This window comes from Thalassospira sp. HJ (assembly GCF_000948415.1).
GTDB lineage: Bacteria > Pseudomonadota > Alphaproteobacteria > Rhodospirillales > Thalassospiraceae > Thalassospira.
Map to the genome: position 1 here is coordinate 262,757 of NZ_JYII01000021.1, position 17,798 is coordinate 280,554.

The following is a 17,798-nucleotide window of genomic DNA, read 5'->3' on the forward strand; positions in this document are numbered from 1 at the left end:
CGGGTGTTCAAGAAATAAGAAAGGCCCCTGCCAGAGACAGGGACCTTTCCTTGTAAGGGTATTCTGGCGACAGGCGCCGCCAGAAATTTGCATTTTGGCTGTTGAGCTTAGCGGTTCTGGCGGTTGTCGATCAGGTCATCGACAACACCCGGATCGGCAAGTGTTGAGGTGTCGCCAAGCTGGTCATATTCGTTGGCCGCAATCTTGCGCAGGATACGGCGCATGATTTTGCCCGAACGGGTTTTCGGCAGACCCGGCGACCATTGCAGGTAATCCGGGCTTGCGATCGGGCCGATTTCCTTACGGACCCATTTGATCAACTCAATGCGGAGTTCCTCGGTCGGTTCTTCGCCGGCATTGAGCGTCACATAGGCATAGATGCCCTGACCCTTGATGTCGTGCGGCACGCCAACCACGGCGGCCTCGGCCACCTTGGAGTGCGCGACCAGTGCGCTTTCGACCTCAGCCGTGCCCATACGGTGACCCGACACGTTGATCACGTCATCAACACGGCCGGTAATCCAGTAATAGCCGTCCTCGTCACGACGGGCACCGTCACCGGTGGTGTAGACATTTGCAAAGGTGCTGAAATAGGTCTGGATGAAGCGTTCATGGTCGCCGTAGACCGTGCGCATCTGACCCGGCCAGCTGTCCTTGATGACAAGGTTGCCATCGGTCGGACCGGAAAGCTCCTTGCCCTCATTATCAAGCAGGGCCGGCTGAACACCAAAGAATGGCAGCGTTGCCGAACCCGGTTTCAGGTCGGTTGCGCCCGGCAGCGGCGTGATCAGGATGCCGCCGGTTTCGGTCTGCCACCAGGTATCGACAATCGGGCAGTTCTTTTTGCCGACATGCTCGTAATACCATTCCCAGGCTTCCGGGTTGATCGGCTCACCCACCGAACCAAGGATGCGAAGCGAGGACAGATCGGCCTTGTTCACATAGCTTTCGCCTTCGCGCATCAGGGCGCGAATTGCGGTCGGTGCGGTATAGAAGATGTTGACCTTGTGCTTCTCGCAAACCTGCCAGAAGCGCGATGCGTCCGGATAGCTCGGCACACCTTCAAACATCAGGGTCGTGGCACCGTTGGCCAGCGGACCGTAAACGATGTAGCTGTGACCGGTGACCCAGCCCACGTCAGCAGTACACCAGTAGATATCGCCTTCGTGGTAATCAAAGACATACTGATGGGTCATCGATGCGTAAACGAGGTAACCGCCCGAGGTGTGCAGAACACCCTTCGGCTTGCCGGTCGAGCCCGAGGTATAAAGAACAAACAGCGGGTCTTCGGCATTGACTTCGGTCGGCGGGCAGTCGGTGGATGCCGCTGCGCAAACTTCGTGATACCAGACGTCGCGCGCATCGTTCCAGGCAACGTCCTTGCCGGTATGCTTGACGACGACCATTTTCTCGACCGATTTGACGCCCGGATGTGACAGGGCCTCATCCGCGTTGCGCTTGAGCGGGACCGAACGACCCCCACGCAGACCTTCGTCCGAGGTGATGACGACCTTGGCACCGCAATCTTCAACGCGACCGGCCAGTGCTTCGGGCGAGAAACCGCCAAAGACGATGGAATGGATCGCACCGATACGTGCGCAGGCCAGCATGGCAACAGCGGCCTCGGGGATCATCGGCAGATAGATGACAACGCGATCACCCTTGGCAACGCCCATCGATTTCAGCGCATTGGCGAAACGACAGGTGCGCTCATAAAGGTCGCGATAGGTGATGTTTTCGGAGACATTGGGATCATCGCCCTCGAAGATAATCGCGGTCTGATCGCCGCGCTTTTCAAGGTGACGGTCAAGGCAGTTGGCCGCAACGTTCAGCGTGCCGTCTTCATACCATTTGATATAGAGATCTTTGGCATCGTAGCTGACGTTTTTGACGGTGCTGTATGGCTTGATCCAGTCAATGCGTTTGCCATGTTCGCCCCAGAAGCCTTCCGGATCCTCGACCGACTGTTTGTACATGGCGTCGTATTTCGCTTTGTCGATCAGGGCGCCCTTCGCGATGTCGCCAGGTACGGGATAAACGTTCGCAGACATATGTGGCCTCTTGTTCGTTTCCTGTGGTCTCTAGGTCGGCACCGGGTCACTCTGATGACTTCTCGAAGGGGCTCGAAAAAGGCATCCGTCCGATGCGGTAATTTTGGTGCGGTTCAGAAATTGCCTTGCCAGTTTGCCCGGTCCGTTTTCGGGGGCGTGCCCGTTCGGGTATGGCAAAACAGTCCTGTCGCTTGGGCCCTATGCTAGTGCGCAGAGGGTATTGAGGGAATACAACTTAAGACGGGGGGCTTTGCGACGGGGCATGTAACAATCCGTAAGGTTTGCAGGCAGTGTTGAGTGCGCCGTTTGGGTGGTTGTTTTGCGCAGTCTTTCGTGCGGGTGGCGGGTACCAAGTTTGGCGGCTCCGTTAAGCTTGCACTCAAGTATGTCATTGAAATGTAGTCTGAAATTCGGCGGCTGCCAGTGAAGTCGTTTACATTTATTTGGCATCGGAATGGGGCGTTTGGCTGGTTCGGTTCTGGATTTGACGGAACAAAACAGATACAAAGACTCCAGCACGTAATCGAATGGTGGGATAATGGATCCGATTTCTTTGGCCGCGGGGGCGCTTGGCGCATCTGTTCTGGCACTTGCCTTTAGCATCGTGATGGTCAAGCGCATCAAGGATGCCGCCGAGGCCGAGACGGAGTCGCGTACGGCCCTTCTGGCGTCTCAGCTTGAACACGCCGAAGCCACGCGCCGTGACCTTGCGACCGAGGTCGCCCAGATGCGTGAAAAGCTTTCCGAAGCATCGGAAAAGCGGGCAATTGCCGAAACCACGGCCAACCGGGTGCCGGTGCTTGAGGCCGAGATGAAGGAGCTTCGCACTGCCCTTGATCAATGGCGCGAAAAGGGATCGGAGCTTGAAACCGCACTTGAGAAAGAGCGCGAGGCGGCAAAAGAAAAGCTCGAGATGCTCGAAGATGCCAAGGTCAAGCTGCTTGATAGCTTCAAGGCGCTGTCGTCCGATGCGCTCAAGGTCAACAATGACGAGTTCATGAAGCTGGCGCGCGAGAATTTCTCGCGCCTGCAGGAGGGGGCCAAAGGCGATCTTGAAAAACGCCAGCAGGCAATTGACGGGCTTGTAAAACCCATCAAGGAACGCCTTGAGGCCTTTGATACCAAGGTGAACGAGCTTGAAAAAAACCGCAAGGAAGCCTACGGCGAGCTGCGTGAACAGGTCGGGACCCTTGTGCAATCACAAACCCGGCTTTCGAAAGAAACCCAAACGCTGAGTTCGGCCCTTCGGTCGAGTTCGTCGGTGTCGGGCAAGTGGGGGGAATTGCAGCTCAAGCGTATTGTTGAGCTTGCCGGGATGCTCAAGCATTGTGACTTTGACGAGCAGGTGCATTTCAACACTGACGAGGGTGTTCAGAAGCCCGACATGGTCATTCACCTGCCCGGCGGCAAGAATATCGTGGTGGATGCCAAGGCCCCGACTTCGGCTTATTTGGAGGCGATTGACGAGAAATATGACGATGAACGCCGCGAAGCGTTGCTCGCGACCTATGTCGGCAATGTGCGCAAGGTGATCACGGAACTTTCGAAAAAGTCCTATTGGAAGTCTGTCGACAGCCCGGAATTTGTCGTGTTGTTCCTGCCCGGTGAGAGCTTTTTCTCGGCAGCCCTTGAGCGTGACCCGCGTCTGATCGAGGACAGCTTCCGTGACGGGGTGATTTTGGCGACGCCGACCACATTGCTCGGCCTTCTCAAGGCGGTGGCGTATGGCTGGCGTCAGGAAGCGCTGGCGGAAAGTGCGCGCGATATAAGTGAGATCGGCCAGCAGTTGTTTGATCGGTTGGGCACGCTTGCCAAGAACTTCAGTTCCATGGGTAAGTCGCTTGAAAGCACGGTCAAGAATTACAACAAGACGCTGGGTACGCTTGAAGGATCGGTTCTGGTTTCGGCCCGCAAGCTTAAGGAAAAGCATATTGTTGCTGATGACCGCATGATCGAGGAGCCGGCGCCCTCGGAAACCCATGTGCGCGATATCACCAAGATGGAATTGCTCGCCGGGCCCGAGGACAGTGCAGCAGGTGGCAGCGAAGATGCCAAGCCTGACGCGGAAGAATAATGTGCAGCGTTAAGGCGTTTTAGTGGGAAGGGCATGGCAGCCATCACGCGCAAATCGGGCAGTTTGCTTGACTTGGGCGTGGGGAAACCTTATCTCGAAGCGCGAAATTCGCTATACTCGTTTACTGCAATTAGTTCGAACACCGGATTACTGACCCATGGCCCTGCGTGAAATTCTTATCGTTCCAGACCCGCGCCTGAAGAAGGAGTGCGCCCCGGTCGAGGAAGTGAATGATGAGATCAAAACCCTTCTCGATGACATGCTTGAAACCATGTATGCGGCCCCGGGCATTGGTCTGGCGGCACCGCAGATCGGGGTGATGAAGCGCGTGGTCGTCATGGATGTGTCCGACGACAAGGACAAGCCGGAACCGCTTAAACTGATCAACCCGGAAATCATCTGGGAGTCCGAGGATACCTCGGTCTATCAGGAAGGGTGTCTTTCGATCCCGGAGCAATATGCCGATGTCGAACGCCCGGCCGAAGTCGGCATGCGATACATGGACGAGAACGGCGAGATGCACGAGATCGAAGCGGATGGTCTTTTGGCGACCTGCATCCAGCACGAGATCGATCACCTGGACGGGGTGCTGTTCACCGATTATCTGAGCGCGCTTAAGCGCAACATGATCATGAAGAAAGTCCAGAAGCTGCAGAAAACCAAAAAGTCTGCCTGAGACTCCTGATCAGATAACGCATGCGAAGGGCCGGTTTTCCGGCCCTTTTTGTTTTGCGGCTTGTTTTACGGGGACGACGGCCAATATCGTCATTCCGGGCGGAGCAGAGCGCAGACCCGGAACCCATAACTTGGTGAGATGATGGTGGAGTCCCGCTTTCGCGGGAATGACGGTTCGGCAATTATCCCTTCTGTTCAAGTATCGCGCTGTTTCAAATCGCGCGGATCGAGTCCGACGATCCAGCCTTCACGTTCCAGCACCGTTGGCGTGCGCGGCAGATGTTCGGGACGGCGGCCCTCGGCAATTTCGATCAGACCCATCACACCGATCAAGGCGTCAAAGGCATCGTCCTTGCCGTGCTCAGGATCAAAGCCATCCGAAATGTCAGCCCAGACCGCAGGGCTGATTTCAATGCCCTTCTTGCTGGCATCGTCGCGGAGTTGGTGCAGGTATTTCTTGCGGCTGTTCTGATTTGATTTAGTCAACTCACTTGTGCCAGAAAGCCAGCCATAAATCTCGCCGGGATAGGTTTCAATCAGTGTGACGCCGGGTGTTTTGGTGCAGGTTTCAAGGTCACCCGAGAACGGCCAGATGTGAAAACCGTCGGCGTGGCCCGGAACGATCAGGTGTTTGAGGCCGTGCAACATCCCCTTGCCGACCTGATTGGCACCCAGTGTCCAGAAGGACGGGCAGGCGGCGTTGCGTTTGTCAGTCGGGAATTCGCAGGCCCGGTGCAGGGCATCAAAGTGTGGCAGGCCGAGCGCCTTGATCAGGTGGTCGCGTTTGACGCTGCCCTTGATGCCGGAGCTTTGAGGGTAGAATGGGCGGCCATGACCGATTTCATCCGGTGTTTGGCATACTTCAAAGAAATCCTGCCATTCATCGGTTTGAATGATGGAAATCAGGTTTTTGAAGTCTTTGATATTCGCGCCATTGTACCATGCGTTCATAAACCCGATGGGCATGTCGAGGCCGAGCCATATTGCGTCGGTCTTGCCGTGGGTGGCAAGGGATTGGCGGAATTGATGGAGCATCCCGACCGGTTCGATCGCGTGGATGTGCCAGCCTGTATCGCTGCGGGTGGCCTTGGCGACCCAGCGACCCTTGGCTGATAAGCTCCAGTCCGCATGCCAGATATGGCTTACCGGGTATTTGGGCGATTGGGGTAAGGCTTGGCTTGTCATTTGCGCAGGATAGCGCCAAATTGCCGCCAGAAGAGTCAAAAGATGCCTTAAGAGATGAATGGACGAGCGATATGACCAAGCTGCGCATTGCCTTTATGGGAACCCCGGACTTTGCCCTTGTGGCGCTAAAGGATCTGGTTGCACGCGGGCATGATGTGGTTTGCGTCTATTCCCAGCCGCCACGCCCGGCGGGTCGCGGGCACAAGGAAACGCCAAGCCCGGTGCATGCCTGGGCAGCCGAGCAAGGGATCGAGGTGCGCCATCCGGTGTCGCTGAAATCGGCCGAGGAACAGCAGGCCTTTGCCGAGCTTGATCTGGATGTGGCGGTGGTTGCGGCCTATGGCCTGATCCTGCCGAAAGCCATTCTGGATGCACCGAAATATGGATGTTTGAACATTCACGCGTCGCTTCTGCCGCGCTGGCGCGGGGCCGCCCCGATCCAGCGGGCCATTCTGGCCGGGGATGCGGCGACCGGGGTGACCATCATGCAGATGGATGTCGGGCTTGATACCGGTGACATGCTTTTGATTGGCGAGCTGCCCATTACGTCTGAAACCTATGCCAATGCCCTGCATGATGATCTGGCAAAGCTGGGCGGCGAGATGATTGTCGAGGCGCTTGAGAAATTGCCCAAGGGGGAACTTTCCGCCACCAAGCAGCCGGAAGAGGGTGTGACCTATGCCGCCAAGCTTGAGCGTGCCGAGGCCAAGCTTGATTTCAATGACGACGCAGCCGCCCTTGAGCGGAAAATTCGCGCCTTTACTCCGTGGCCGGGTGCGTATTTCGAGCTTGGCAAGGAACGCATCAAGGTGCAGGCGGCCGAGGTGATTGATCAATCCGGGCCGGTGGGCGCAATTCTTGATGACAAGCTGACGATTGGTTGTGGCAAAGGCGCACTTCGCCCGACGCGGATCCAGCGCCCGGGCAAATCGGTGATGGATACGGATGCGGTGCTGCGCGGTTATGACAAGCTTGCTAAAGGAATTTATCTCGGTTGATGGGAAATCTTGTGAGAGGTATAGCCGGTGATTTGACGATCCGTCCGGCCTTTAACCGCGATGGTGATGGCATTGCCGATCTGATCGCGCTGGTCTTTGGCGATTATCCGGGCTGCGTGTTTGATCGCGCCGGGGAATTTCCTGAACTTGATGCGATTGCCGATGACTTCAAGGCCGATAATGGCCGGATCTGGGTTGCGGTCGATGATCAGGACCGGGTCGTGGGCTGCTTTGGCGTCAAGTATGACATCACAATCCGCGAAGGCGAGCTTCACAAGGTTTATCTGCATCCGGCCGCACGCGGACGCGGCATGGCGCAAAAGCTGATGGGCAAGGCCCTGGCGTGGTTGGGGCAAACGCATCCGGAATGCGAGACCGTGATGCTGTGGACTGATACGCGATTTGAGGCAGGGCATCGGTTCTATGAAAAATGCGGCTTTGCGCGCACAGGCGAAAGCCGCATTCTTGATGATCTTTCCAATTCGTCGGAATGGCAGTTCCGGTTCGATTTTGCGGCCTATCAGGGAGCCCTGAAGTTTTAGGCCGCTTGGCTTCTTTTCCCTACTTCCCGAGATCGCGCGCGGTTGTGGTCGTATCCGTGGTGCCGTCGCTGTTGCGGCGCACGGCACGGGCATCGCGGAAGCCAAGCTCCCACGGCGGGACCGGGGTGAATTTTTCAGCCAGGAAGTCCACAAAGGCACGGACCTTGGGCGACAGGTGGCGTTTGTGCGGATACACAGCCGAAATCCACGCCTGATCATGGACATATTCCGTCAGGACCGGGGTCAGGCGACCGGTGCGGATATCTTCGTGCACGAGGTATTCGGCGAGGCGTGCCATGCCGAGCCCGGCCAGGACCGCCTCGTGAAGCACGTCACCGTCATTGGCCGAGAACGAGCCCTGTGCGCGGAAAGACACATGGCCGTCCGGGGTTTCGAAATGCCAGTCATTGAAGCTTTCGCGCGATGACAGATGCAGACAGTTGTGGTTTTCAAGTTCCTGCGGCTTGCGCGGGATGCCGTTCTTTTCAAGATATTCCGGCGATGCGACGATCATGCGGCGGTTGACCGCATATTTACGCGCAATCAAGGACGAGTCTTCGAGGGCCGAGAGGCGAATGGCAAGGTCATAGCCATCGTTGACGAGATCGGTGAATTTATCATCAAGTGTCAGTTCGATCCGCACATCCGGATAACGCGCAAGAAATTCCGGGATCAGCGGCACCACCTGCATCTTGGTAAAGGCGACCGATGCGTTGATGCGAAGGGTCCCGCGCGGGGCGGCATAAAGCTGGGTGACGACTTCTTCGGCTTCTTCGATCTCATTTAAGATCGTGCGTGCGCGTTCGTAAAAGGCACGGCCTTCTTCGGTCAGGCTAAGCTGTCGGGTGGTGCGCATCAGAAGCCTGGCGCCGAGGCGATCCTCAAGGCGCGAGATGTATTTCGAGACGGCTGACGGTGACAGGCGCATTGTCCTTGCGGCGGCCGAGAAGCTTCCTTCCTCGACAGCATGGACAAAGATTTCCATTTCCGCGGCGCGATCCATATTCGGGCATCCTATTTATGACGTTCATTCACAAGTAATGTGCATATTGAGGTAATTCTCTTTCCCCGTAAAGAAAATTAGATTGAGTTCATCGAGAGCGACACGGCGTCGCAACGAACGAAATTTTTAGGAGGTCACCATGGCCACTTACGAAGAAATCACCACCCGTTACATCTCCACCACCGAAATCGAGGCAGGTGTACGTAAAGGTCAGCAGCTTCGCGCTGAATTCGTAGGCGCCTTCTTCCGCAACCTGTTCAAAGGTGCTGACAAAGACGTCAAACACCCGGCAGGTACCGTTGGCGGTGCAGCCTAACTACCGACTACCTTACTAACTGCATGCGGTCGAGCACTGATTGATTTCCTCCCCAAGAGGTGCTCCCGCAGGCAGGGACTACGACTACGGTTTCTATCTAGCGTCTTCCTCCCTATTTGACGCTGTTTTCCCGACTGGCCCGAATACCTTTGTGTTTCGGGCCATTTTTTTGGTCAATCGGCTTCCTTGGGTGCAATTCCCGGTGGGACATAAAAGCCCGGCCGTTCGGAAAACCACGAGGCGACGCTGACGAGGCCTGATGCGATCAAGGTTATGATCAGCATCATCGCAATCGAAATGTCAGCCGCAAACATCCAGCCATAAATCGCGGGTCCCATGGCCGATGCCAGAACCATGACGGCGGTAAGTGTGCTGCGGATGGCACCGATTTCATCAAGCGGCACCAGTTCCGGGATGATTGCCGTGCGCAATGTCGTGGCAAAACCGACCGTAATCCCGACCAGCCCCATATAAATCAGGATCACCCAGGGCGTGTTGGTCATGGCGAGAATCACGATACCGACCATCATCGGGATCAGATGCCAGGGAAACAGACGGCGGGCGGAATGTTTGTCGATCAGCGGTCCGCTGCCAAAGGCACCGAGGACGGATGTAATGGCAAAGACCGTGAAGCCCGCGGCAAACCAGCCAAGTTCAATGCCCTTGTGGCTGGCAATCGCACCCTGGTGGAAAAACAGGGCGGTCATGATCAGCGGCGGGGCGGCCAGCATCGGCATGCAGAACCAGACATACAGCGACTTGAACAGACGCGGATGATCGCTTGGGGAGTCGGGTGTCGGGGACTCGGCCGTTGTGGAGTTGTTGTCTGCGGGCGCGCTTTTCGACCCGTTTGATTTTGCGGGGGCATTGCGAAACTTGGCATCACGGCGGATCAGCCAGATCGCAATCGGGACCAGCATCAGCAAAATGAAGACAGCCGACCCGGCATAGGTATATCGCCAGCCAAAGGCGGCAATCAGGGCCAGCAGGGTGGCGGGCATAATCGCCTCTGCCAAAGGAAATCCGAAACTGGCGATGGCAAGGGCGCGGCCACGGTTGCGCGAGAAATAGCGCGCGATGCCAGTCATGCTGACATGGGTCATCAAGCCTTGTCCAGCGAGACGCAAGACAAACAGGGCCGCGATCAGCATCCAGACATTGCTGGCCAGCGAAATCATCACACAGCCAAGGGCCAGCAATCCCATGGTCGCGAGGCTGTAAGACAGGATATCGACCTTGTCGATCCAACGGCCCACGACCGGCAAACAGAGTGCGCTGGCAATGGTGATGCCGGCATAGATATTGGCAAATTCGGTTTCATTGAGTGCCAGACTTGCCGAGATGAACGGCACAAACAGCGCAACCAGAAAGGTCTGCCCGAAGGACGAGCCGAAACTGTGCAACGCGCCAAAGGCCAGTTGGCGCGGGGCTTCTCGAAGCAAGATCAGAAATTGCATGCGGGGTCCGGCAGGTCAGAGGGGCGCAAAGGTATCCGGCTGATAAATAGTATGAGGAATGTATCTGGCGTATCGCGGCATGTCTACCTGCCCGCACGGGTGGGGTGTTTGGGATCGGGCAAAGAAAAGGCCCGCAAGCATGAAGCTTGCGGGCCAGTCGTTTCCTTGAGGCAGGAAATTATATCAGCTTGCGGCGGCAGCCGGTGTCGGGGTGTTCTTTTTGCCCTGCCACCAGTTGAATGCGAGAACCGCAAGAAGGACGACCGTACCGGCGACTTCGGCGCGGAAGTCCGGATAGAAGACACCGATGGTCGCCGGAACAATGATGATCCGCGAGAACACATCCATGGTCGCAAACAGGAAGCCTTCAAGGGCGGCGGCAAAGGCGACCAGACAGAGGATCGCGGTAAAGCCGGTCCACAGAACGATCTGGATCGAACCACCTTCGATAATTTCCGGGTTGAAGACCATGAAGGCCGGGATCAGATAGAGACCCTTGGCAAACTTCCAGGCCTGCACACTGGTTTCCATGGGACTGGCGTTGGCAATTGCTGCCCCCGCAAAGCCCGCCAATGCAATGGGCGGTGTGACGTTACTATCCTGCGAGTACCAGAACACGACCAGATGTGCGATCAGCAGCGGAATGCCGAACTCGTTCGAAAGGGCCGGACCCACCAGCACGATCAGAACGATATAGGATGCCGTGACCGGCAGACCCATGCCGAGGATCAGGCTTGCGATCAGCACCAGAACAAGGGCCAGAACGATGTTGCCGCCAGAGAATGCGATCATCATCGAAGAGAATTTAAGACCCAGACCGGTCAGGCCAACAACACCAACGATGATACCGGCAACCGCACAGGCCATCGAAACGGCAACGGCGTTTTTCGCACCCAGTTCAAGGGCTGCGATGGTGATCGCGATGCCCTTGCGGATGGCGGCCACCAGTTTGTCATGGCTTGGCTTTTCACCCTGTTGCGGGGCGACAAAGAAGAACCAAAGCGCATAACGCAGGGAGGCAACAGCGAGGACCGAGATAATGGCCCAGAAGCCAACGCGCATCGGCGAGATGTTCAGCACCAGCAGGTAAATCAGCACGCCGAGTGGCAAGATAAACTGCCAGCCTTCCTTGAGAACCTGTTTCCAATCGGGAAGTTCTTCGACCGGCATGCCGCGCATGCCCTGTTTGAGCGCCACGATATGCACGAACAGATAAACGGTGCCGAGATACAGGATCGCCGGGAAGATCGAAACCAGCACGATTTCGAGATAGGGCACCTGGGTATATTCGGAAATCAGGAACGCACCCGCGCCCATCAGCGGCGGGGTGATCTGACCACCGGTGGAAGCAGCTGCTTCGACGCCGCCAGCCTGTGCCGGGCGATAGCCCAGACGCTTCATCAGCGGAATGGTAAAGGCGCCGGTGGTGACAACGTTGGCAATCGCCGATCCACTGATCGAACCCATGCCGGCGGATGCCAGAACGGCGGCCTTGGCCGGACCGCCGGGCTTTTTACCCGTGGCGGCATAGGCCATGTCGATAAAGAATTTGCCGGCACCGGTGACTTCAAGGAAGGCACCAAACAGCACGAACATGAAGATGTAAGTCGCAGCGACCCCCATCGGCAGGCCATAGATGCCTTCCTGACCGAGGTAAAGCTGACCGACCAGACGATCCACATCGGCACCGCGATGGGCGAGGATACCCGGCAGCCATTCGCCGACCCAGGGCAGTGCGCCGCGCGGACCCGACAGGGCATAGATGATGGCGACAATACCGATCACGGTCATGCCAAGGCCGACGGCACGGCGGCTGGCTTCGAGCACGGTGACGGTGGCAATGACGCCAATGATCAGGTCGGTGTCGCTCCAGAAGCCAGCACGGTTGATGATCTCGTCGAGATAGAAGGACAGGTAGAAGCCCGTGGCAAAGGCACCGGCGAGGAAGGCGATATCAATCACCCAGCCGAGCGCGCCACGTTTCTTGTTGCTGCCAAATACCGGGAACATCAGGAAGGCAAGGAACATCACGAACGCAAGGTGGATACTGCGTTGATAGAACAGGCCAAGCGGCTCGATCCCTGCGCCATACATCTGGAACAAAGAGAGCGCGACAGCAACAATCGAAATTGCCCACAGCACCAGTTTTGGCTGTGGCAAACGATCCGTCATGGTAGGCAGCGGTGCCTGTTCAGACATGGAACTTATTCCCCGGTATCAAGGCGGATGGTGACACGGGTGTGTTCAGCCATCTTTGAAAGGTTGATTTCGTCACGGTCGGTGACGATACGGTGGTTAACCGCAAGTGAGCCCACACGTAACACATAGGCGTTGTTGCGCACAGGTTCGTCGATATCTTCGATCCAGTATCCGCCGCCTTCTGCGCTGGTCAGAATACCCCGGCCGGGATAATGACCAAGTCCTGCCGCGAAGTCGGGCTGATAGGCGCGATGGAGAACCATCTTGCCAAGATCGTCGACATAACAGTCGATCACGCCGTCACCGGTGACAGAGTGGTTCCAATACAGGCACCAACCGGTTTGACGCGGAATTTCGGTTCTGGCCAGCAGTGCCCCGTCCGCACCGATCACTTCGAGATGATCAATAACGGTGCCGGGCTTGACGTGATCCTGATGGGCAGGACCAGCACATGCCGTTAACAGGAGAAGAAGGGCGACCATTTCTGGTCGCCCAATTCCATTCAAGATCATGGATAAAGCTGCGGCGGAACCGGGTTACCGGTTTCTTCGTAGTAGCGCAGCGCGCCCGGATGCATCGGGATCGGGGTCGAGTTCAGAGCGAAATCAACCGTGGTGTCGTTTGCAGCCGGGTGGATGGCGATCAGCTCGTCGACATGTTCGAAGAGGGTCTTGGTGATCTGGTACGCCAGTTCGTCGTCCATATCTTCGCTTACGAACAGAACGTTCGGGGTCGATACGGTGTTGACCGGTGCTTCAACGCCTTCGTAGATGCCGGTACGCAGAGCGTAGGCAGCAAAGGTCGGTTCTGCATCCAGAGCAGCAACGATTTCTTCTTCGGTCAGCGCGATCAGCTTGATGTCACGCGTGGTTGCGAGGTTGAGGATCGAGCTGGTGGGCGGGCCAACGCTCCAGAAACCGGCATCGATGTCGCCATCACGCAGCGCATCAGCGGTTTCGTTGAAGTTCAGGCGCTGTTCTTCGATGTCATCATAGGTGATGCCATTGGCGTTCAGAACGGTCTGGGCCGAAACTTCGGTGCCCGAACCCGGTGCGCCAACAGAAACGCGCTTGCCTTTAAGGTCGGCAAGGCCGTTGATGCCGCTGTCTGCCATGGTGACGATCTGAACTGCGTTCGGATAGATCGACGCCAGAGCGCGAACGTTATCAAGGGTACGGCCTTCGAATTTTCCGGTGCCGGTGAAGCCGGCATAAACGGTGTCGGCCAGGCCGATTGCGATGTCACTGTCGCCGCGCGCGATCAGGCCCATGTTTTCAACCGATGCGCCGGTAACTTCGGCGACGGCGCTGGAGCCTTCAACGTATTTGGTGATCAGTTCCGCAAGGCCACCGCCATACGGATAATAGGTGCCACCGGTACCACCGGTTGCGATTGACAGTTGCTGTGCCGACACAGGTGCGGCGGTCAGCATCATGGCTGCGGCTGCTGCGGTAAGCAGAGTACGGAGCTTCATGATAGTCCTCCCTAGGGTTAACACTCTTAAGCGACGAATAGATCCAAGAGATCGTATAAGAATATGGCTCTTTACGTTCTTTGACGGCCAGTGGTCCGGGCCTGTTGTTTTTGGGTCCCTTGCGGGCAACTGATCAGGATCGAGCCAGTAAATGCCGATCAGATGCAGGGCGCAGTTCAGAACCAGATTTGAGAGATGATTTAAGCCAGCCGTTTGAATTGTCCGAACCGGACCGGCTGTCAGATATCCTCCCTCATTTTTTATCAGCTTATCATTTTGGTGTTCTGAATTGCAATGAGTATGCCAAAGCGGAAATAAAAATCACAATTACAAATCAATGACTTAGAACGTTTCGATTTGGCAATTCGGCATAATCTTGCCGATTTACCGAAATCAATCGGCAAGAATCCGCCTATTTGTTGCATGTGCGAATAAAATATCGCACCGCAACAATGACTTAGACCGGTTTGTCGCGCCGGATGTTGAGTTTTTTCATTTTCTCGTTCAGCGTCCGGCGCGGGATGTCGAGTTCTTCCATCACGGATTTGACATTGCCGTCATGGCGATCAAGCGCATCGCGAATGACGCGTTCCTCGAACTCGCGCACCTGATCGGCAAGGGCCAGATCGCTGGTCTGCGGGGTGGCTGTTTCAAAGCCGCCCTTGAACAGGCGCTTGAAGCGTTCCTCGGGACTTCCGACCAGAAGGACATAGCGTTCGGCCATGTTTTTAAGTTCACGCACATTGCCCGACCAGTCATGGGCGCGAAGCTGGCCGATCAGAACCGGTGTCAGACGCTCATAGGGGCGTTCGAACCGTTCGGCCGCGCGTTCGGCAAAGATATCAAACAGAAGGGCGACATCATCCTGACGTTCGCGCAAAGGGGCGATCGACAGTTCAAATGTGTTGATGCGAAACAGCAAATCCTCGCGGAAAGTGCGCGCAGTCACCGCAGCGACAAGGTCTTCGTTGGTGGCACAGATCAGACGGAAATCGACCTTCACCGGGGCGTTGGAACCCAGCCGAACCACTTCGCGCTGTTCAATCACGCGCAGCAACTTGGCCTGAAGCGCAAGCGGCATGCTTGATATTTCATCAAGAAAAAGCGTGCCGCCAATCGCATGTTCGATCCAGCCGATGCGTTGGCCAGCCGCCCCGGTAAAGGCACCCTTTTCATGGCCGAACAGCTCGCTTTCGGCCGTGCTTTCGGGGATGGCGGCACAGTTTACCGCAACGAATTTTTCATCTCGCCGGTCGCTCAGATCATGGATGGCGCGCGCGACCAGCTCCTTACCGGTGCCGGTTTCCCCAGAAATCAGAACCGGGACTTCGGTGGGCGCGATATTGGCAATTTCATCCTTGAGATTGCGCATCGGCACGGAATTGCCGATCAGGCGCGAATCAAGGCTGCCGCGGCTGGCGATCTGACGGCGGAGATTGCGGTTTTCAATGACCAGACGGCGCTTTTCGATGGCGCGTTCCAGGCTTTCGACAATGTCTTTGGGCTCGAACGGCTTTTCGACGAAATCATAAGCGCCGCTTTTCATCGCCTCGACCGCCATGGGAACATCGCCATGACCGGTCATCAGGATGATCGGAATATCCGGGTCGGCTGCAAGGACAGAGCGGGTAAAGGTAATACCATCAAGTTTCGGCATTTTGACATCGGTCAGGATCACTCCGGCGAAATCCGGGTTGATATCGCGTAGGGCTTCGCGGGCGTCTTCGTAGACCGTGACGGCAAAATCGGAAAGTTCCAGCCATTGGGCAAGCGAGACACGCATCGCTTCATCATCATCGACAATGATGATGTGCGGTGTGATCTGGACGTCTTCTGCGTTCTGCGTTGGCGCAAGGTCGGTGGTGGTCACGGTGTTTTACCCTTGAGTAACGGCAGGCGGACTTCGAAACAGGCCCCGGCGGTATCGGTGTTATAGGCTTTTATGCTGCCGCCGAAGTCCCGCACAATGCCATAAGTTACCGAAAGTCCCAATCCCACGCCCTGACCCGGGTCCTTGGTGGTGAAGAACGGATCAAACAGAAGCGACAGGGTTTCTTCGTTCATGCCAGGTCCGGTGTCGGTAATGCGCATGATGACATCGGTTTCTGTTGCATCAAGATCAATGCGAATGCGCTTGATCGAACTGCCTTCCATGGCATCAAGGGCATTGCGGATGATGTTCACACAAATCTGCTCGATCCGGACAAGGTCGGCGCGGATGACCAGCGGGGTTTCGGGCTCGTTACGTTCAAAGGTGCATTCTTCCTGCTGCAACTGGGGGCTTAGCAATTGCAGGGCGTTATCAAGGGCGACCTTGAGATCGACGGGCTCGAGAACGCCAGTTGATTTGCGCGAGAATGTCTTGAGCTGACCTGTGATCGCGCCCATGCGTTCGGTCAGGGCCGAGATCTGGCTGATGTTCTGATCGAGCTTTTCGGTCTTGCCGCGTTCAATCATCAGCTTGGCGCTGGCGCAAAACGTTCTGATGGCAGCAATCGGCTGGTTGATTTCATGCGCGATGGCAGCCGACATCTGACCAAGGGCGGCGAGCTTTCCGGCCTGCACCAGTTCGTTTTGCGTGCCGCGCAGCTCTTCTTCGGTTTTGCGCCGTTCGGTGATTTCTTCTTCAAGGCGGGTGTTGAGCGCTTGAATGCGTTCGAATTCAAGTGCCTCGCGCTGGGAGGCAAGTTTGAGTTCGCGTTCACGCAAGAACAGGATGACCAGAATGATCATGCCGCCGGCAATCACCGCGATCAGCATGACCGCCCCTTGGCGATCGGTGACCTGATCCATGGAGGTCAGATAGAAAATCCGCCAGGCACTGCCGCGGATCGGTTTGCTGTCAAACAGGTAGCGATGGCCATCAATCGCGACGATGCCCGATCCCTTAGCCAGTTGCTGCCCGACATCAAGGGATGGCAGATCACGACCGGGATATTGCCGGTTGTTTTCGATCCGGGCGCGATTGGTGGGCGACAGCGGCGACAGGGTTTTATATTTCCAGTCACCGTGACTGGTCAGTGTGATCACACCATCCGCATCGGCGACAAAGACGGTTTCGCCGGCGTCCTGCCAGTTCTGTTCCACTTCTTCGAGTTCGAGTTTGACCACGACAACCCCGATGACCTCGCCGCTTTGGCGGATCGGGTGGGAAATGAACAGGCCCGCGCGCCCGGTGGTCACCCCGATGCCAAAGAAGAAGCCTTCTTGTCCGGCCAGTGACTGATTGAAATAGGGGCGGAAGGAATAGTCTTCACCAACGAAGCTGTCCGGCGTGTTCCAGTTACTTGAGGCAACGGTTTCCCCGGATCGGTCCAAGACATAAAGGGCTGCCGCCCCCGACTGATCATTGACCTGTTGCAGATAAAGGTTGGCGGTGTGAGCCGTGCGGGGATTTTCAATCGCACGCGTGACCTGATGATGGCGGGCAACGACATACGGCAGGTAGCGATAGCGATCGATTGCCGCGCGAAGCGAACTGTCATAAAGAGCGAGGCGGGCCTCGCCCGTACTTTCAAGTTCGCGGATGGTCAGATTGCCGGTCGAGCTGACAGCAGCCCAGATCACCATTGCCGAAATGAAGGTCCCGGCAAAGATCAGGGTTCCGCGGCTGAAATTGCTTAACCAGTAGAAAATCGCGACCTACTCCGTGAACAGGGATCATTTTGCGGTGCCGGGCGTTTGGCCTTGGATGACGTGTTTACGCCAATTAGGAAGCGTGGCGATATAAAGTCAACAAATACAGGCCTGCTTACGGGTTTGCAGGGTGTGTATTTGAATGGCCTTATTTATGCCGCAAGCGGTTATTTTTTCGCCACATTGGA

At 56.5% G+C, this 17,798-nt stretch carries 14 protein-coding genes; 5 read left to right on the top strand and 9 right to left on the bottom strand.

Going from position 1 to position 17,798, the window contains the following annotated elements:
• Positions 1 to 107: 107 nt before the first annotated feature.
• Positions 108 to 2,051 (bottom strand): acetate--CoA ligase, encoded by a 1,944-nt coding sequence (acs, locus tag UF64_RS19015; RefSeq protein ID WP_044830172.1) that lies wholly within the window; start codon positions 2,049 to 2,051, stop codon positions 108 to 110.
• 538 nt (positions 2,052 to 2,589) lie between these two features.
• On the opposite strand from acs, the gene rmuC reads away from it, so the two are divergent.
• Positions 2,590 to 4,125 (top strand): DNA recombination protein RmuC, encoded by a 1,536-nt coding sequence (gene rmuC, locus UF64_RS19020; RefSeq protein WP_044830173.1) that lies wholly within the window; start codon positions 2,590 to 2,592, stop codon positions 4,123 to 4,125.
• A gap of 157 nt (positions 4,126 to 4,282) precedes the next feature.
• Positions 4,283 to 4,801: a peptide deformylase gene (gene def / locus UF64_RS19025; protein WP_044830174.1), complete on the top strand. Its 519-nt coding sequence runs from the start codon at positions 4,283 to 4,285 to the stop codon at positions 4,799 to 4,801.
• A 194-nt stretch (positions 4,802 to 4,995) separates the two neighbouring features.
• On the opposite strand, the gene UF64_RS19030 is transcribed toward def, so the two are convergent.
• Positions 4,996 to 5,985 (bottom strand): hypothetical protein, encoded by a 990-nt coding sequence (locus UF64_RS19030; RefSeq protein ID WP_044830175.1) that lies wholly within the window; start codon positions 5,983 to 5,985, stop codon positions 4,996 to 4,998.
• Between the two features lie 71 nt (positions 5,986 to 6,056).
• Between UF64_RS19030 and fmt the strand changes: the two genes are divergently transcribed.
• Both fmt and UF64_RS19040 read left to right on the top strand, forming a co-directional pair.
• Positions 6,057 to 6,983 (top strand): methionyl-tRNA formyltransferase, encoded by a 927-nt coding sequence (gene fmt, locus UF64_RS19035; protein WP_044830176.1) that lies wholly within the window; start codon positions 6,057 to 6,059, stop codon positions 6,981 to 6,983.
• An 11-nt stretch (positions 6,984 to 6,994) separates the two neighbouring features.
• Positions 6,995 to 7,525, top strand: coding sequence for a GNAT family N-acetyltransferase (locus tag UF64_RS19040; RefSeq protein WP_235285159.1), 531 nt, complete (start codon positions 6,995 to 6,997; stop codon positions 7,523 to 7,525).
• A 19-nt stretch (positions 7,526 to 7,544) separates the two neighbouring features.
• Here the strand turns inward: UF64_RS19040 and UF64_RS19045 are convergent, their stop codons facing one another.
• Complete coding sequence (locus UF64_RS19045; protein WP_044830178.1) at positions 7,545 to 8,528, bottom strand: LysR family transcriptional regulator; 984 nt, start codon at positions 8,526 to 8,528, stop codon at positions 7,545 to 7,547.
• 139 nt (positions 8,529 to 8,667) lie between these two features.
• Between UF64_RS19045 and UF64_RS20820 the strand changes: the two genes are divergently transcribed.
• On the top strand, positions 8,668 to 8,844 hold the full coding sequence (locus UF64_RS20820; protein ID WP_200892705.1) for a hypothetical protein: 177 nt from the start codon (positions 8,668 to 8,670) through the stop codon (positions 8,842 to 8,844).
• A gap of 173 nt (positions 8,845 to 9,017) precedes the next feature.
• Here UF64_RS20820 and UF64_RS19050 read toward each other — a convergent pair whose 3' ends face one another.
• The 6 genes from UF64_RS19050 to UF64_RS19075 all read right to left on the bottom strand — a co-directional run bounded on the left by UF64_RS19050 (position 9,018) and on the right by UF64_RS19075 (position 17,544).
• The gene (locus UF64_RS19050) at positions 9,018 to 10,301 is read right to left on the bottom strand and encodes an MFS transporter (RefSeq protein ID WP_044830179.1); all 1,284 of its coding nucleotides are present in this window, start codon (positions 10,299 to 10,301) and stop codon (positions 9,018 to 9,020) included.
• A gap of 183 nt (positions 10,302 to 10,484) precedes the next feature.
• A complete protein-coding gene (locus UF64_RS19055) occupies positions 10,485 to 12,500 on the bottom strand; it encodes a TRAP transporter permease (RefSeq protein ID WP_044830180.1) in 2,016 nt (671 codons plus the stop codon).
• Between the two features lie 5 nt (positions 12,501 to 12,505).
• Positions 12,506 to 12,982, bottom strand: coding sequence for a DUF1850 domain-containing protein (locus UF64_RS19060; protein WP_235285160.1), 477 nt, complete (start codon positions 12,980 to 12,982; stop codon positions 12,506 to 12,508).
• A 26-nt stretch (positions 12,983 to 13,008) separates the two neighbouring features.
• On the bottom strand, positions 13,009 to 13,974 hold the full coding sequence (locus tag UF64_RS19065) for a TAXI family TRAP transporter solute-binding subunit (RefSeq protein ID WP_044830181.1): 966 nt from the start codon (positions 13,972 to 13,974) through the stop codon (positions 13,009 to 13,011).
• A gap of 457 nt (positions 13,975 to 14,431) precedes the next feature.
• Positions 14,432 to 15,844 (bottom strand): sigma-54 dependent transcriptional regulator, encoded by a 1,413-nt coding sequence (locus UF64_RS19070; protein WP_200892706.1) that lies wholly within the window; start codon positions 15,842 to 15,844, stop codon positions 14,432 to 14,434.
• The gene (locus UF64_RS19075; RefSeq protein ID WP_082049904.1) at positions 15,841 to 17,544 is read right to left on the bottom strand and encodes an ATP-binding protein; all 1,704 of its coding nucleotides are present in this window, start codon (positions 17,542 to 17,544) and stop codon (positions 15,841 to 15,843) included. Before UF64_RS19075 ends, UF64_RS19070 begins: the two co-directional genes overlap by 4 nt.
• Positions 17,545 to 17,798 lie beyond the last annotated feature (254 nt).

Bases quoted from the DNA above. Each gene is read 5' to 3' on its own strand.
- rmuC (WP_044830173.1), top strand. From the start codon at position 2,590: ATGGATCCGATTTCTTTGGCCGCGGGGGCGCTTGGCGCATCTGTTCTG.
- UF64_RS20820 (WP_200892705.1), top strand. From the start codon at position 8,668: ATGGCCACTTACGAAGAAATCACCACCCGTTACATCTCCACCACCGAA.
- UF64_RS19060 (WP_235285160.1), bottom strand. From the start codon at position 12,982: ATGGTCGCCCTTCTTCTCCTGTTAACGGCATGTGCTGGTCCTGCCCAT.
- def (WP_044830174.1), top strand. From the start codon at position 4,283: ATGGCCCTGCGTGAAATTCTTATCGTTCCAGACCCGCGCCTGAAGAAG.
- UF64_RS19050 (WP_044830179.1), bottom strand. From the start codon at position 10,301: ATGCAATTTCTGATCTTGCTTCGAGAAGCCCCGCGCCAACTGGCCTTT.
- UF64_RS19065 (WP_044830181.1), bottom strand. From the start codon at position 13,974: ATGAAGCTCCGTACTCTGCTTACCGCAGCAGCCGCAGCCATGATGCTG.
- UF64_RS19055 (WP_044830180.1), bottom strand. From the start codon at position 12,500: ATGTCTGAACAGGCACCGCTGCCTACCATGACGGATCGTTTGCCACAG.
- UF64_RS19030 (WP_044830175.1), bottom strand. From the start codon at position 5,985: ATGACAAGCCAAGCCTTACCCCAATCGCCCAAATACCCGGTAAGCCAT.
- fmt (WP_044830176.1), top strand. From the start codon at position 6,057: ATGACCAAGCTGCGCATTGCCTTTATGGGAACCCCGGACTTTGCCCTT.
- UF64_RS19045 (WP_044830178.1), bottom strand. From the start codon at position 8,528: ATGGATCGCGCCGCGGAAATGGAAATCTTTGTCCATGCTGTCGAGGAA.
- acs (WP_044830172.1), bottom strand. From the start codon at position 2,051: ATGTCTGCGAACGTTTATCCCGTACCTGGCGACATCGCGAAGGGCGCC.
- UF64_RS19075 (WP_082049904.1), bottom strand. From the start codon at position 17,544: ATGGTGATCTGGGCTGCTGTCAGCTCGACCGGCAATCTGACCATCCGC.